The organism is Sphingomonas sp. QA11, assembly GCF_028473665.1.
GTDB classification, from domain to species: domain Bacteria; phylum Pseudomonadota; class Alphaproteobacteria; order Sphingomonadales; family Sphingomonadaceae; genus Sphingomonas; species Sphingomonas phytovorans.
Window position 1 is genome coordinate 3,549,074 of record NZ_CP098774.1, and the last position, 14,692, is coordinate 3,563,765.

The 14,692-nt window shown below is 66.4% G+C and carries 11 protein-coding genes; all 11 read right to left on the reverse strand.

The genetic code is table 11. The features are described from left to right. Positions 1-37 precede the first annotated feature (37 nt). A complete protein-coding gene (locus NDN01_RS16485) occupies positions 38-445 on the reverse strand; it encodes a glyoxalase (protein WP_272622840.1) in 408 nt (135 codons plus the stop codon). 115 nt (positions 446-560) lie between these two features. Next, a complete protein-coding gene (locus NDN01_RS16490; RefSeq protein ID WP_272622841.1) occupies positions 561-3,635 on the reverse strand; it encodes an efflux RND transporter permease subunit in 3,075 nt (1,024 codons plus the stop codon). Beyond that, positions 3,632-4,669 (reverse strand): efflux RND transporter periplasmic adaptor subunit, encoded by a 1,038-nt coding sequence (locus tag NDN01_RS16495; protein ID WP_272622842.1) that lies wholly within the window; start codon positions 4,667-4,669, stop codon positions 3,632-3,634. The genes NDN01_RS16490 and NDN01_RS16495 overlap by 4 nt, the downstream gene beginning before the upstream one ends. Further along, entirely contained in the window at positions 4,666-6,003 is a 1,338-nt protein-coding gene (locus tag NDN01_RS16500) for a TolC family protein (RefSeq protein WP_272628268.1), read from the reverse strand. Before NDN01_RS16500 ends, NDN01_RS16495 begins: the two co-directional genes overlap by 4 nt. Before the next feature lie 5 nt (positions 6,004-6,008). Next, positions 6,009-7,358: a HAMP domain-containing sensor histidine kinase gene (locus tag NDN01_RS16505; RefSeq protein WP_272622843.1), complete on the reverse strand. Its 1,350-nt coding sequence runs from the start codon at positions 7,356-7,358 to the stop codon at positions 6,009-6,011. Then, on the reverse strand, positions 7,351-8,028 hold the full coding sequence (locus tag NDN01_RS16510; protein WP_272628269.1) for a response regulator transcription factor: 678 nt from the start codon (positions 8,026-8,028) through the stop codon (positions 7,351-7,353). The genes NDN01_RS16505 and NDN01_RS16510 overlap by 8 nt, the downstream gene beginning before the upstream one ends. A gap of 129 nt (positions 8,029-8,157) precedes the next feature. Further along, the gene (locus tag NDN01_RS16515) at positions 8,158-9,216 is read right to left on the reverse strand and encodes a YncE family protein (RefSeq protein WP_272622844.1); all 1,059 of its coding nucleotides are present in this window, start codon (positions 9,214-9,216) and stop codon (positions 8,158-8,160) included. 273 nt (positions 9,217-9,489) lie between these two features. After that, positions 9,490-11,682: a TonB-dependent receptor gene (locus NDN01_RS16520; RefSeq protein ID WP_272622845.1), complete on the reverse strand. Its 2,193-nt coding sequence runs from the start codon at positions 11,680-11,682 to the stop codon at positions 9,490-9,492. 39 nt (positions 11,683-11,721) lie between these two features. Beyond that, complete coding sequence (locus NDN01_RS16525) at positions 11,722-11,916, reverse strand: hypothetical protein (protein WP_272622846.1); 195 nt, start codon at positions 11,914-11,916, stop codon at positions 11,722-11,724. After that, complete coding sequence (locus tag NDN01_RS16530) at positions 11,913-13,070, reverse strand: PepSY-associated TM helix domain-containing protein (RefSeq protein WP_272622847.1); 1,158 nt, start codon at positions 13,068-13,070, stop codon at positions 11,913-11,915. Before NDN01_RS16530 ends, NDN01_RS16525 begins: the two co-directional genes overlap by 4 nt. Positions 13,071-13,176: 106 nt before the next feature. Next, positions 13,177-14,655: a MocR-like pyridoxine biosynthesis transcription factor PdxR gene (pdxR, locus tag NDN01_RS16535; RefSeq protein ID WP_272622848.1), complete on the reverse strand. Its 1,479-nt coding sequence runs from the start codon at positions 14,653-14,655 to the stop codon at positions 13,177-13,179. Positions 14,656-14,692 lie beyond the last annotated feature (37 nt).

Sequence of the window (14,692 nt, forward strand, 5' to 3'; positions counted from 1 at the left end):
CGCCCATATCCTGCCGGCTCAGGCGAGCCCCTGAATATCAGGCCGGATCGCCGCCTGCCGTCGCTGGTTCCCGCATCAGTCGAGAGGGCCAGCCAATTCGGACGAGCATACCATCGGGGCCGCAGATACCGACCTCATAGAGCCCCCATTCACGGTGACGAAGAACCCCGCCGGGACGGACGACGAGATCGTCGACCCGCGCCGCGATCGCGTCCACTTCGGGGGTCCGGATGAACACGCCGAAGGGATTGTGCTCTTCGGGAACCCGCCATGGGCCAGCCCCGGCCTGTGTCAGGTGAACCTCGCATCCCCAACCGGTCATGATGATATAGGCGCTGTCGCCGCCTGTCCGGGCGAAGCCGAGACGCTCCCAGAACGGGATGGCGCCTGGCAAATCATTGTGCGGGACGATGGCGAACGCGCCCGTCGTTTCAGGGATCGGCACCGGCTTCTCCATTTTTCCACAGCAGCTTTTAGTCGATTCGATCCTGGCTATCGAGGGGCATCGACACGTTGTTAGCCCTTCGCCTATTCCTCGAAGCGGCCCGCATTTCGGGAGCTCAGCCCGGCGCAAAGGCGGAATCGCCCTCCCGCGCCTCCATCGTGCGCGGCCGCTTCGTCAGCACCAGCACCAGAGTCGGCAGGATCGTCAGGACCAGCGGCGCGCCGATCGCCAGGCCGAAGATGATCGCGGTCGCCAGCGGTTTCTGCAGGCCCGATCCGTGGCCGATCCCCAGTGCCAGCGGCAGCAGGGTCAGGATCGCGATCAGCGCCGACATCACGATGGGGCGAAGCCGCGCCTTGCCGGCCGCGAGCAGGCTGGCCGCATCGACCGGCGCGTCGGGCACAAGCTCGGCCAGATAGAAGATCGCCAGCTCGGTGATCATGCCGACCACCATGGTCAGCCCCATCAGCGCGGAGATGTCGAGTTCAGTCCCGGTCAGCCACAGGCCGGCAAACACCGCCGTGGTCGACAGCAGCACCGTCCCGATCACCGCCGCGGTGAAGGCCCATCGCTCATAGAGCAAGGTCAGCAGCAGCGCTGAGAGCAGCAACGCCACGACAAAGACGGTCGTCAGATCGCTGAACGACTGTTTCTGCTGCGCATAGAGCCCGCCATAGTCGACCCGGATCGTGGATGGCAGATTGAGTCCGGCGACCGCAGCCTGCACCTCCCTGATGCCTGACCCGAGATCCTTGCCCTCAAGCCGCGCGGTGACCGGAATGAAGGGTGCAAGATCCTCGCGGGTGATCTGGCGCTGGCCGGCCGCGATGCTCACCTGCGCGATCGCCCGCAATGTCACCGCCCGGCCATCCGCCGCGCGGATCGTCAGCGCCTTGAGCGCATCCGCGCGCTGGCGCAGCTCCCTCGGCAGGCGGACCCGCACATCGATGACCTGCTCGCCCGAGAGAATCTTCGTCGCGACCGTGCCGCCGATCTGAGTCTCCACCTGCTTCGCCACCGCATCGGGATCCAGCCCGGCCAGCGCGGCGGCGGCGCGATCGACCTTGATGATGATCGCGTCGCCGGCGACCCGCAGGCCATCCTGCACCTCGACCACGCCGCCGATCCTGCCGATCGTCTCAGCGACCTTGCCGGCCGCAGCGGCGAGCTGCGCCTGGTCGTCGCCGAACAGCTTCACCTCGATCGGCTGCGGCACCGCGGTGAGATCGCCGATCAGATCCTCCATCAACTGGACGGTCTCGATCTTCAGGCCGGGGACGGTCGTTTCCACCTTCCCGCGAATCTCCGTCATCACCTCGTCGATCGGCCGGCGCGATCCGGATTTCAGGCGGATGAAGAAATCGCCTTCGTCCGCCTCGGTCAGCCCGCCGCCGAGCTGGACGCCGGTACGCCGCGAATAGCCGGTCACCTCCGGCGTCTCGCGGATGATCTTCTCGACCTGGCGCAGCAGCCGATCGGTATCCGAGAGCGCCGCACCCGATTTCGCCTTGTAGTCGAGGACGAAACCGCCCTCGTCCATCACCGGCATGAAGCCCGATTGCAGATTGTTCCAGGCGAACAGGCCCATCAGGATCAGGATGCCGGCCCCGACCGCCGCGAACAGGCGGGGCCTGGCGAAGGCGCGTACCGCCAGCTTCTGGTACCGGCCGCCGAGCGCCCCGGTGACACGATCGGCCTTGTCCGCTGCCTCGGCGTCCTTCAGCGTCAGCCAGCGATCGGCGATGATCGGCAGGACGAAGCGGGCGTAGAGCAACGAGACGACAAGCGCCGCCGTCATCGTCACCGCCAGCGCCTTGAAGAAACCACCGGTCACACCGGTGATGAAAGCCAGCGGCAGGAACACGACGATCGTCGCCATGGTCGATCCGAACAGCGGCTTCGCCATCTCGCGCGCCGCCGCCAGCATCGACGGGCGTTCGCCTTCCTTCGCCTCCTGCAGGCGACGCATGAGATGTTCGAGCATCACGACCGCATCATCGACCACCAGGCCGACCGCCGCGGCCATGCCGCCGAGCGTCATCATGTTGAAGCTCATGTGCAGCGCGTAGAGCCCGAGGCAGGTCGCCGCGAGCACCGCCGGCAGCAGCGCGGCGGTGATGACCATCAGCCGCCAGCTGCGCAGGAACAGGAACAGCACCACGCCAGCCAGGATCGCGCCGAGCAGGATCGCATCGCGCACCGCATTCGCCGCCTCCGTCACCAACTCCGACTGGTCGTAATAGGCGCTGACCTTCACATCGGCGGGCAGCGCGACACCCTTCAGCCGCTCATCGACCTGCCTGACCAGCTTCACCGCGTCAGCGGTCGGGGTCTGGCGGATATTGATGAGCACCGCGTCCGCGCCATTGGAGGTTACCTTGGTCCAGGCAGGCGCCGGCGCGCGGCGGATCGTCGCGATCTGGCCAAGCGTCGCGACGCCCGCGCCGGGCGCGTTTCCGGCCTTGACCGGGATCGCGGCAATGTCGGCCTCATTTACCAGCCGGTCTTCGACCAGGGCGAGATACAGCCGGTGACGGTCCTCGATCCGGCCGACCGCGGCGACGCTGTTGGCACTGCCGAGCGCTGTCGAGACATCAGCGACGGTAAGGCCGAGCGACTGGAGCCGCGCCGGGTCGACGTCGACCTCTATCTCCGGCGCTGCTCCACCGAGCACATCCACGCCGGCAACGCCCGGCACGGTCGAGAGCAAGGGCCTGAGCTTCAACTGGGCAAGCTGCGCCAGTGCCACGCCGTTCCGTTTGCCCGACGTCAGCGAGATGCCGAGCACCGGGAAGATCGTCGGGTCCGACCGGCGAACGCTGAAGCGCGTCCCCGCCGGCAGATCGGGCGCGATCGTCGCCAGCGCGCCCTGAGTCGCCAGCGTCGCCGCGACCATGTCATCGCCCCAGGCGAAGCTGATTGCGATCTCGGCCGAACCGCGGCTGGTGGTCGAGCGGATCCTAGTCACGCCGGGGATTCCGCGCAGCGCAATCTCGGCCGGGCGGGTGATGTCGGCGGCCATCTGCGCCGCATCGCGCTCGCCCGCATCGATCGAGACGACGACGCGCGGATAGTCGATATGCGGGAACAGCGTTACCGGCAGCCGGGTAGCCGCGACCAGACCCGCCAGCGTGACAAGGAAGACGCTCAGCCAGATCGACCGGCGATGGCGTTGCAGAACTTCTCTCACCTGGCGGCTCCAGCGCCTTCAGCGACCTTCATGCCATCTTCAAGCGCGGTGCCGCCTTCAATCACGACCTTCTCGCCGGGCTGGAGCCCCTTGAGAATCCGGACACGGTCCCCCGAGGAATTGCCCGGCGAGACGTCCCGACTTTTCGCCACGCCGTTCGTGACGACGAAGACATAGCTTCGCCCGCCATCGTCGAGTAGCGCAGCATAGGGGATGGTGATGCCATCGCGCGTCGCGCCGACCTGAAGCATCGCGTGCAGCGGCTCGCCGGCCCCCAGATGCAGGCCGGCCGGGATGCGGACGTAGATCGAGGCGAGCCGCGTGGCCGGATCGATCTGCGGATCGATGCCGACCATGGCAACCCTGGCGGGCGTATTGCCGTTGACCGTGTCGATATCGATCCGCTGGCCCGGATGAAGGCGTTGCGCAATCGCGGGATCGACGCCGAAGCGTGCGCGCAGATCGCCCTGTACCGCGACCGTCGCCACGGCCGCACCGGCAGCCACCTGGTCGCCCGGCCTGGCGGTCAGGTTGCGCACCGTGCCGGCGATCGGCGCGCGCAACGCCAGTCCACCGTCCTTGATCCCGAGATTGGCACGCGTCGCGTTCGCGACGGCGGCGGCCGCACGAGCGGTTTCGACATCGGCATTGCTGACCAGCCCGTCGGCGCGCAACCGGAGCGCACGGGCATAGGCTGCCTGCGCCGCGGCCGCATCCGTGGTCGCCCTGGCAATGGCGAGGCGGGACGCCGGGCTCGGCCGCAGCAGCATGATCGTCTGGCCGGCACCCACCGCGGTTCCGGTCGGTGCGGCAATCGAGGCGATGAGCGCCTCCGCCGGCGCCACCACCGATCGCTCGCCGCCCGGACCGGCCTCGGTCGCGCCATAGACGGTCACCGAGTCGCTGGATGCGCCGGCTTCGGCAATGCCGGTGCGAACCTGCGCGACCGCTGTGGGTGCCTCGGCCTCGGTCGCGGCCTTGCCGCCGCAGCCTGCCAGCAGGAGCGGAAGAAGGATCGGCAGGTACGACTTCATTGGGTCCATCCTTCGGCGGGACCGCCCGAGAGCAATTCGAGCGCGATGGTCTGCTCGGCGATCTGCTGGTCGAGCTGGCGCAGGGCGAGGCGGCGGTCACGCAGGGACTGCGCGGCAGTCTCCGCGGTCGCGGGCGCAAGATCGCCGCGTTTCGCTGCGCGTTCGGCACTGGCGGCGAAGCGCTCAAGCTCGGGCATCTGCGCGATCAGCTGGCCCCTCTGGCGGCGCACCGTCACGAGAATCGTCACCGCCGCGTCGATCTCGGCGCGGGTCTGGAACAGCCGCGCATCATATTCGGCGTGGAGCTGCTCCCGCGTCGCGCGGGCGATCGCGATCCCGCCGCGGTTGCGGTTCCACAGCGGCAGGGTGAAACCGATCGCCGGACCGACGGTGTAGTTGTCCGCGGTATCGCGCGCACCCGCCACGGTCAGCGAGAGATTGGGGAACTGGTCGAGCACCGCCTTGTGCAGGCCAGCCTCCGCCACGCCATAGCCCCCGCGCAGCGCCTGGAGATCGAGCCGGCGCGCGAGTGCCTGCGCGGTGAGCGTCGCACCGTCCGGCGGCACGATGGGATCGGTCGGCGCGGCAAGCGACAGGCTGGTCTCGGGCGGCAGGCCGAGCATCTTGTTGAGATCCCCCCGCGCGGCGGCGAGATCGCGTTCGGCAACGCGCATCTTGTCCGTCACGTCGACCAAGGCCTGGCGGCGCGTGTCGAGTTCGCCCCCGGCGATATCGCCCCGTCCGGCCGCACGCTGCGTTGCCTGGAACAGCCTTTCGGCGGCGGCCGCGCTGGCGCGCGCAATGGCGAACTGGTCGGTCAGTGCCAGGATACGCACACCCTGCAGCCGGGCCTGCCCCGCAACCTGCCATTCGGCCCAGGCGAGATCGAGCCGCACCTGCCGCTTGCTCGCGTCGCCCGCCTCGCGCGTCGCGCGTGCGGTGCGGAGCTGCGCGATATCGAGGCCAAGCTGCGCGCCCAGCGCATTGAAGACATCCGGGCCCGACAGGATCTTGTCGAAACTGGCCTGGAAGCTTGGATCCGGCAGCAGCCGTGCGGCAAAGGCCTGCGCATCGGTCACGCCTGCCTTCGCCCGCTGCGCCTTCAGTTCGGGATTCTCCAGCACCGCGATCACCGCCAGCGCGTTGGGTGTCAGCGGCTGCGACAGGTCGATCGGCTGGGGCGCCAGCCAGGGCCGGTCGATCTTCGCGGCATCCGCCGACAGGATCGCCGCATCAGGCGCCGCGAGCACGTCTGACGGAGCGGAAAGCGGTGCCGCCTTGTAGCCGACGCAACCCGAAAGCAGGCTGCCCGCCAGCAGCAAGGCGAGCGGCATGCGCCTCACCGTGGCCTCCGGGGCAGGGTAATCATGGCTGTCACTCCGGGGTAATTGTCATCGAGGCGGACGGTGCCGCCATGCGCCCTGGCGATCGCCGCCACGAGGCTGAGGCCCAGACCATGGCCCGGTGTGGTGCGGCTGCTTTCCAGCCGCGCGAAGCGCGCGAACACGCGTTCGCGATCAGCTTCCGGGATGCCCGGCCCCCTGTCGCTCACGACAAGCTGGACGCCCTCCTCGCCGGCAGCCAGGGCGATACCGATCGCGGTGCCGGGCGGCGTGTGGCGAAGCGCGTTGTCGAGCAGGTTCACGACAAGCTGCGCGATCAGTTCCCGATTGCCGTCGATCTCGACATCGGGCGCGATGCTGCGCAACAATTGCCGGCCGGAATCTTCCGCCGAGGGCAGATAGGAATCGGCGAGATCGGTCATAAGGCCGCTCAGGTCGAGCCGACTCATGCGCACGACGACACCCCCAGCCTCGACCTCCGAAATGCTCAGGATCGCGGCGAACAGGTCGAGCATGTCCTCGGTCTGCTCGATCGCCTGCTGCATCGCCGTCCGCAGCGCCGGCGCATCAGCGTTACTCGCCAGCGCGATATCGAGCTTCTGCCGCAAGCGCGCGAGCGGCGTACGCAGGTCATGCGCTATGTCGCCCGACACCTGGCGCAGATTGTCGAGCAGCCCGGCAATCCGGTCGAGCATCTGATTGAGCGTTTCGGACAACCGGTCGAATTCGTCGCCCGTGCCGGACAACGGCATGCGTTGCGCCAGATCGCCGCCGATGATCGCGTCAGCCGTCCGATTGATCGCGCCGAGCCGCCGTCCGAGTGCACCACTCAACAAGAAGGTCCCGATGACGCCGATGGCGGCGATCAGGCTGAAGGCGATCGCGAACAAAGGGATTATCCGGCCGTCGAGTTCCTCGATCGCTTCGGGGTCGGCGCCGACGATCAGCGTGCCGTCATCGGCGGTGCGCGACGCGAAGGCGCGCGTATCGTCCAGCATGCCGCCGTCCTTGACGAACCACATGTTCGACCAGCCGGTTGGCGGGATCGCGGTCACCTTGCGCCCGGCGTGCAACCGGCCCGCGGCGTCGAGCACGGCGTAGCGCATATCGCCCCGCTCCTGGCGCGCGCGCTCAGCGATGATCTTCTCCAGCCCGCCTGCCCCGAGGTTGCTCGCCTCGCGCAGAATGGCACCGCGTTCGGTCACCACCCGCTGCTCGAGTTCGTAGCGCAGCTCCTGCCGGATCGCCCAGTACATGGCCGTACCCAGCGCGAGGATCAGCACCGTGAAGGCGAGACTGTAAAAGGCCGCGAACCGGAACGCGGTCGAGGAAGGCAATCTAGGCATCGGCGTCGAACAGATAGCCGGCACCCCGGATCGTCTGGATCCGGTCGCGGCCGGAACCGGCGTTGAGCTTCGACCGGAGCCGGCTGATATGCGTTTCGACGATGTTGGTCTTTGGATCGAAATGAAAATTCCACACGCGTTCGAGCAGCATCGTCCGGGTCACCACCCGCCCCGCATTGCGGATCAATTGTTCAAGCAGGGCGAATTCCCGCGCCTGGACCTCGATGCGTTGCCCGGCGCGACGCACCTCGCGCTTCAGCAGGTCCATCTCGACATCGCCCGCGCGCAGCACGGTCTCCGTCGCGACCGCTGCCGGCCGCCGCGACAGGGCGTTGAGCCGCGCGGTCAGCTCAGTGAAGGCGAAGGGCTTGACCAGATAATCGTCGGCGCCTGTCTCGAGGCCCGCGACACGATCCTCCACCCGCGACAGCGCGGTCAGCATCAGCACCGGGGTGGCGATGCCCGCCGAGCGGATCGACCGCAGGATCGTCATGCCATCCAGCACGGGCAGCATGCGGTCGAGGATGATCGCGTCGAACGGTTCGCCGGTCGCGAGGAACATCGCGTCGCGACCATCGGCAGCAGTGGTCACCACATGGCCGAGCTCGCGCAGGCCGCGCTCGATATAATCGCGCGTCTCGCCATCATCTTCAGCGACCAGCACTTTCAACACCGCGTCCTCCTGCATCGGCTTTGCACCAGCGCGGATTGGTCACCCTTTTCGCGCTTTATACAAATCGCCAATATTGGACGGCGACGATAGCTGGATCGTCGTCGCGGATGCGGCGACCGCGCGCGGCTATTTTTCCGACACGACCATCAGGCGGAACGTACCCGGCTTCGCCTCCGGTCGCGGCTTGCCGCTCGCGTCCTTCGTCCACAGGAGGTCGGCGGTCGAGCTGAAGGCCCGGTGGCTCTTCGGGTCGATCGACACCGTCTTGGCATAATCGTCGATCGGCAGCGTCTGGTTGACCGCGTAGTGAGTCTTGTCGACCTGGTCGATGATCGTCCAGCCGCCCTTGCGGTTGGCGACGAAAATCCGGTCCTTCGCATCGTCATAGGCAATGCCGTCGGGATCGTCGCCAACCTTCACGGTCGCGACGATCTTGCCGGTGTCGGCATCGACCACGACCATCAGCGAATTGCCGGTGCAGCCGCTGAACAGCAAACGATCGGACGGGTCGAATGCCAACGGCCCCGGGCCATCGCACCCGTCGAGCTTGATCATCCGCGCGAGCGCCAGCGTCTTCGTGTCGATCTCGGCAATGGCATTGCCCTCTTCGAGATTGACCCAGACCTTGCCCTGGCCATCGGCCTGCGAAAATTCGGGCGCCTTGGGCAATTTGATCGTCTTGATGACGGCAGCCTTGGCCGGATCGATCACGCTGATATCGGCCGAGCCGCCGTTGAAGGCGAAGATCATTCCCGATGCCGTGTCATGCACGATTGAATCCGGCTTCTGCCCGGTCGGGATCGTCGTGATCGCCTTGCCGTTCGAAAGGTCGAACATCACCACCGCGTTCTGGCCTCCATCTGTGACAAAACCATGCCCCCGCGCCGGATCGAGCGCGACGCCATGCGACACCTTCAGCCCTTCCACCTGAAACAGCGGTTTCAGCGTGGCAAGATCAAGCGCATGCACCGTCGTCGAATGAGTGACGTACAGGCGGTTCGAATCTGAATCGACCGTGAGATAATCGCCCCGGCCGTCGCCGGGCAGCGGCACCTTAGTGACCCGGAAAGCAATGGGGGCCGCCGCCGTCGCATTGCCGGCGGATGCTGCCTCGCCACCGGTGGATGCGGAATGACAGCCGGCAAGCATGGCCATAGCAGCGGAGCAGGCAAGTAAATTACGCATGATTCCTCCGGATTCCATTGCCTTATGCTTTTCCGGTGAAGTGGATTATCGATGAATTTCCCGACTCATAGTCGAGGTGAACCGTATTCACCGTCCATCCTCTCGATCTTCTTAAAAGCTGCAGCACAAGTGCCGGCGCCTTTTCGGCGCCTCGCCTGCGTTTTCAAGTTACAAGTGTGTAATGTATCTTGTCGTCGGAGTGTCATTCGTAAATGACCGGCGCCTGCCGGAATTCGACCTCGGCCTCTTCCGGCTCGGCAGGCGAGAGGACAGCTAGAGCTCGATGGAAGCCGATACTTTGACCGTGCGCGGCGCGCCCTGCAGCAACGAGGTGCCGAACGAGTCGAACGAGGAAGCCCAATAGCGTTTGTTGGCGACGTTATCGACGGTGGCGCGCAGGGTCAGCGGATTGCCGCCGACCAGCAGGACATAGCGCGCGCCGAGATCGAATCGGGTCCAGGACGGAATCTCGAGCGTGTTGGCGGCATTGACCTGCTGCTTCCCGGTATTGACGACCCGGCCGGTCAGCGTGGCACCGGGCAGGAAGCCCAGATCCCATTCGACATTCGCGTTGGCGAGATAGTCGGGCACGCCGACCGCGGTGTTGCCGTCGTTCGCGCCACCCAGCGTCTTGCGCAACCTCGCCTGGTTCACCGAACCACCGGCAATGACACGAAGTCCATGCGTGATCTCGCCGTCGATGCTCAGTTCGATACCGCGATTGCGCTGCAGGCCGAACAGCCCGAATGTCGTTGCCGTCGGATTGGCCGGTGTCGGGGTGGGAACGCTGTACGCGCTCGGCAATTCGGTCTGGTACAAGGCAAGCGAGGCGTTGAACCGGCCAAGGCCGATCTTCCCGCCGACTTCATATTGAGTCGATACATAGGCCGGGAAGATCTGGCCCATATTGATGTTGCCCGCACCTGCCACGGCGCCCTGTTGCAAGCCCTCGATCCGGTTGGCGAACAGCGACAGGCCGGTAACCGGCTTGATCACCAGCCCGACGACCGGCGTCACGGCACTGGTCCTGAGTTTCGTCGTCAGGTCGCCCGCCGCGATCCCGTTCGCCGGGTCGGCGTTATAGGCATAAGAACGCGTGTCGATCGTCTGCAGCCGGAGGCCGGCGGTGAGCAGGATCCTGTCGTCCCAGAAACCGAGCGTATCCGACGCGAACATGCTGCCCAGCTTCGAGCGGCCGACGGGGAAGGGATCGGCCAGATTACCGCCGACCAGCGTCGAGCCGGGCAGCGCGACCCTGGGCGTGTTGTAGAGATTGGTGGCATAGCCGACAAAGCCGGGGCCATAGAGGAAGTCATAGGCGTTGCGGTTGACCTGCCAGATCATCGACCCGCCAAGATTGAATTCCTGGGTGATGCCGCCGGCCGCCAGCTTGATGCGAATCCCGGCCTGCGCCGTCTCGTTATTGTCGGTGCGCGGCACGAACAGCGCGTTGCCGTTGGCGTCCCCCGTCACTGCATTGGTCACGGTGATGCCGTCGTAAATGCCCCGCTCCGACCCGTCGCGCGCGCCGAACGCGGCATAGAGCATGGCATTGTCGGACAGGTCATATTCGCCGCGCACCGCGCCGAAGATGTCGCGGAGCGTGGTGTAGGAGAAGGCCTGGCCGTAATTGTGATCGGCGGCCGGCACCGCGGGGACCGTAGCGCCGACAGTCACCTTCGGCCTGAGATTGCGAATCTGCACGCGCTGATAGGCAAGGTCGAGCGAGAGCCGAACGCGGTCGCTGTGCCAGTCGAGACCGGCGCCGAGCACGGCCGTACGACGGAATTCATTGTCGATCGCGACATCGCCCGATCGATAGGCGCCGTTGATTCGAATGCCGAAGGCGTCGTCGTCGCCGAAGCGGCGCGACACGTCGAAGCTGCCGCCGAAATGCGACCCGCTGCTGTAGTTGGCCGTGACCCGGGTCAGCGGCGTGGGGCCGGCGCGTTTCGATACGAGATTGACGCTGCCGCCGACCCCTGTCCCGCCCGGCGCGGCGCCGTTCAGGAAGGCGCTTGCGCCGTTCAGCACCTGCACCGAATCATAGAGCTCAGGCGCGACGAGCTGACGCGGGGCCAGCCCGTAGAGCCCGTTGAAGCCGACATCGTCACCGGCCAGGGTGAAGCCGCGAATGACGAACTGTTCGGCGGCGTTGCCGAAGCCATAGGTCGTGCGGATCGACGGATCATTCTCCAATACCTGACCCAATGTCTGCGGCTGCTGGTTGAGGATCAGCGCGGCGTTGTAGCTCGTGATGCTGAACGGCACGTCCTCGGCCGCCTTGTCGCCGAGCACGCCGACCTGCCCGCCACGCCTTACCTCGGTCTGGTTGCCTTTCTGGGCGGTCACGATGATGTCAGCGTCCGACGGCGCCGATTCCTGTGCCCAGCCCGGCGTGGCGAGCGCCAGCGCCGAGCCGGAAAGCGCGAGGCGTGAGACGAAGCTGAAGATGGACCTGGACACGGGATTCCCTTTCAATGGCGCGTTACGCCTGCGTTGAGCTCAGGTTCGTCGGGCACGCATCGCCCAGACCACCGCGACCACAGGGATCGACAGCGCGATCCATGAGGCAACGTCCTCGATGCCGTCTCCGGCGAGCGCGCTGATCAGGCCAACCGTGCTGACCACCGCGATGGCGACGGGCACGACGAAGATCTGGCGGGCCGTTTGTCCACCGGGCTTGCGAGCGGTCCTCATGCGATCGCCACCGGCTCGACCGCGCCGCCGCTCTCGACCTCGCGCACCCGTGCGTCGAGCGGCGTGCGACGCTTGCCCAGCCAGAGGTACAGGCCGGACCCGAGGATGACGAGCGTGAACAGGTCGAGGATCGCCCACAGGATCTTGAGCGGCAGTCCGCCATAATCGCCGAAATGCAGCGGCTGCGACACCAGCAGCGCCTGCGCATACCAGGGCAACGGCCGGATCGCGGTCAGCTTGCCCGTCTCCGCATCCACCAGCGCCGGCGTGAGCAGGCGCTTGGTGATCGGCGTTTCGCCCTGCAGGAACACGGCATAATGATGCCTGCTGCTGAACCCCCCGCCGGGAAACGCGACGAATTGCGGCCGGTTGCCGGGCGCCGCGGCCTTCGCCGTTTCGACCGCCGCGTTGATCGACGCGAGCCGGCCGGGCGCCGGCACCTTCGCATCCTTATAGGCAGCGGTCATCTCGGCCAGGTCGTTCCTCTGCCAAAGCTGGATGATCGGCGTGGCAAGCGTGTTGATCACACCGGTCACGCCGACGACGCTCGCCCAGGCGAGCGCGACGATGCCGAGCAGGTTATGATAGTCGAGCCACTTGAGCCGCGTACTGCGCGAGACGCGCACCGTGCCGAAGGCGAGCTTCCGCATGAACGGCGCATAGAGCACCACGCCCGAGACGATCGCGACGAAGAACAACAACCCCATCAGGCCAAGGAACAGCATGCCGGGCAGTCCGAGGAACATGTCGGTATGCAGCCTCAGCAGGAACGCGATCACGCCGCCGCCGTCGAACGTACCGACCAACGCACCGGTGCGACGATCGAACGCGCGGGTCGTCATCTTCGCGGCCGGCGCGTCAGGCGTCGGCCCGGTGGTGATGTTGACCACCGGCCGGTCCTCGTCGAAGCTCATGAACAGCCCGACCTCGCCCGGCCGTGTCGACAGCGCCGTTCGCATCAGCTCGTCGAGCGACTTGAGCGGCACATCGGCACTGACGCCGACAATCTCCGGCCGCGCACCCGTCAGCGAGTCGATCTCGTCGTGGAAGATCAGCGGCAGGCCGGTGACGCAGAGCATCAGCAGGAAGCCGGTACAGATGATGCTCGACCATTTATGGACGAGATACCACGCGCGGATCGTGCCCCGGTTCATGGGCGAGCATCTCGAGCTATATTGCGAGGCATTATCAGATATCGTTAGCGCAGCGCGCCCTGTCGAACAAGCGGCCGGACGGGTCCAATTCTCCGAAATTATTGGGTCAAACGGGAGCCGCGGCGCCAAGGTCGGCGGCAGCCCGCAGACGGCGGAGCGCATCGTCCGCCTCGACTTCGTCGAGGCTCGCAAAGCCGAGACGCACCCCCCGTTCGACCGAGGGCGCGATCGCATAGGAGGTTGACGGCGCGAAGCGCAGGCCGACCGCCGCGCCGTTCCGGTCGATGCGGTCGAGCAGCGCGGAATCCGCGAAGCGCAGCCAGAAGGCCAGCCCGCCATCGGGCACCTCGAATTCGGCCAGCCCGCCGAAATGACGATCGAGCGCGTCAGCGAAGGCTCGCCGCCGTGCCCCATAGACGATGTTCGTCTTGCGCGCGTGGCGACGCAGTTCACCGGCGTCGATCAATTCCGCGACAGCATCCTCGGTCAGGGTGTTTCCCTGCCGGTCGAGCGACATCACCTGATGCGCAATCGCGTCGATCACTCGCGTCGGCGCGACAATATAGCCGATCCGCAGGCTGGGCAGCGTCAGCTTGGACAGCGACCCGATATAGATGATCCGGCCCGGCGCGTAGCTGGCAAGCGGCAGCAGCGGCTGCGATTCGAAATGATATTCATGGTCGTAATCATCCTCGATGATCGCAAAGGCGAATTGCCGCGCCAGTTCGAGCAGCCGCAGCCGTCGCTCGGGCCGCAGCGCCACGGTGGTCGGAAACTGATGATGCGGCGTCAGGAAGATCGCCTTGACGCGGTGCAGCCGGCACATGCGCTCCACAGCCTCGACATCGATGCCGTCACGATCGAGCGGGACGCCGACCACCGTCGCGCCCATCGCCTGGAAGACGACGGCGGCCGGGGCGTAGCTGAGCGATTCCATCAGCACGGTATCGCCACGGGAGAGCAGGATCCGCGCCGCCAGCGCCACCCCCATCTGGCTGCCCCGCGTGATGCAGATATTATCGACTCCGGCGACCACGCCGCGCTGCGCATTGAGCATGTCGGCGATGCACTGGCGCAGCACGGCCGATCCGCGCGGATCCCCATAGCGCAACCGGTTGCCGCGCCGCGCCCGCGCGATCGAGTCGCGATAAGCTCGGGCCAGGAGCTCGGTCGGGAACAGCCGGCAATCAGGGCTCCCCTCGTCGAAGGTGAGCCAGTCGCTGCCCGACAGGACAAAAGGTGCGGTCGCCGTCATCGCGAAGGGAAATTCGGCTGTGTCGGGCGGTCCTGCCACGCCTTGCGGCTCGAGCGGCTGTTCCGGCAGGTTGGCGGCAACCATCGTGCCGCGCGTTCCCTTCGATTCAAGCCACCCCTGCGCGGTCAGATCGTCATAGGCGAGCACGATCGTCTTGCGGTTGACTTCAAGCGTCGCGGCAAGCTCCCGGCTGCTGGGCAGATAGGTGCCGGGCGCCAGCCGCCCGCGCTGTATCTCGTGGATCAGCGCATGCACGATCTGGAGGTAGAGCGGCATCGCCCGCGTGGCGCTGATCCGCTCGGACAGCATCACCTTCCATGGTCGCAGCATTGGACCCTCACCTGCTCGACTATTCAACCATCCTATG